Here is a 1243-nt window from a genome sequence, read left to right as displayed (position 1 = left end):
CGCCATCCGCGATCGCTCCGTCTCCGCAACCTGACCAGCTCCGACGGAGCAATCGCTACCGGCGTGTCACTGGAGAGAGGAAGAATGGTAGCTTGACAACAAACCGCAATTAAAGGGCCGATTGACACTTTGACGCCGAACTCGTAAGGTCGGTGCGCCTTGCCCTTGCCGATGCACTCGACCTCCGGCGCGTGCAGGGAATAGATCTTCGGCCCGCGTTGACGCTGTTGCTGCTCGTGGACGCGCCGCGCCAGCGGCAACAGCTTTGCGAACGCTGCTTCGAGCCCGCTGTCACCGTCGATCTTGCGGCCGATGTCACGGATCACGCGGCCGAGATAGGTGCGCAACTTCCTCAGTAACCGATTGGCGCGCTTGAACTGCTTGGCGTGGGCATAGCGCTGATGCTGGACCAGGGCGAGCTTGCCCACGCGCGCATAGGACTGGCGCAAATCCACCGCGTGGCGCTGCGCCAACCCTACCAGCTTCTCGCGCGCCCGGTTCAAAAGCTTCGCATCGGTGGGAAACGTCACGTTCTTGGGCTGAACCGTGGTGTCGACGATCACCCGTGACAGTTCGGATGGCTTGATCGCCTTGGTCCTGGTGGCAATCGACAGGCTCTCCTGGATCAGCGCAGCCAGCCGCTCCTCGCCCATGCGGTGGTGCCAGCGCGTCAGCGACGAGCGATCGAACACCAGGCGGTGCTGGAAGAACTCCTCGCCGCAGAAGTGTTGGTAATAAGGGTTCTCGACCCAACGCTCGCACAGCACCTCGTCGGGTAGGTCGTAGGTGTGCTTGAGGATCGCCAGCCCCCGCCATCAAGCGCGTCGGCAGCGGCGGCCGCCCGGGATCACGGTGTAGACCTCGCCGAACCGCTCCTCCAGGAAGCTCCAATCCACCGTCCGCCCCAGCGCCACCAGCGGATGCTTCATGTCGATGATCTGATCGAGCCGGGACCGGAAAAGATCCTGCTCCCCCCTCTCGTTCCGCTCCCGTGGCCGCATCGCATCCCCTCGCCAAAGCAGTCAAAAGGCAAGTGAATCACAAATCAAGTTTGCAAGGAAACCCGATCCAAAAGCCCGCTTTGAGCTATCGCCAAATTTTGGTGACGGCCGGAGCCGGTCAGGCGGCGGCGGTTATGGGCTGGCGGTCGGTCGGCTTGGCGATGACCTCGATCCCATCATTGAATGTCACACCGACAACGAGTTTTGGCAACTGGTTGTGGCCATCGAGACGACGCCAGCTT

At 62.1% G+C, this 1243-nt stretch carries 1 pseudogene; it reads right to left on the bottom strand.

From position 1 onward, the window contains the following. Positions 1-929, bottom strand: a pseudogene (locus IVB27_RS02725) (IS5 family transposase); the annotation flags it as partial. Between the last annotated feature and the right edge of the window lie 314 nt (positions 930-1243).

The organism is Bradyrhizobium sp. 197 (genome assembly GCF_023073375.1).
Classification (GTDB): Bacteria; Pseudomonadota; Alphaproteobacteria; order Rhizobiales; family Xanthobacteraceae; genus Bradyrhizobium.
The sequence above is the reverse complement of the archived record's forward strand: the minus strand, read 5'-3'. Positions and strand labels throughout refer to the sequence as shown.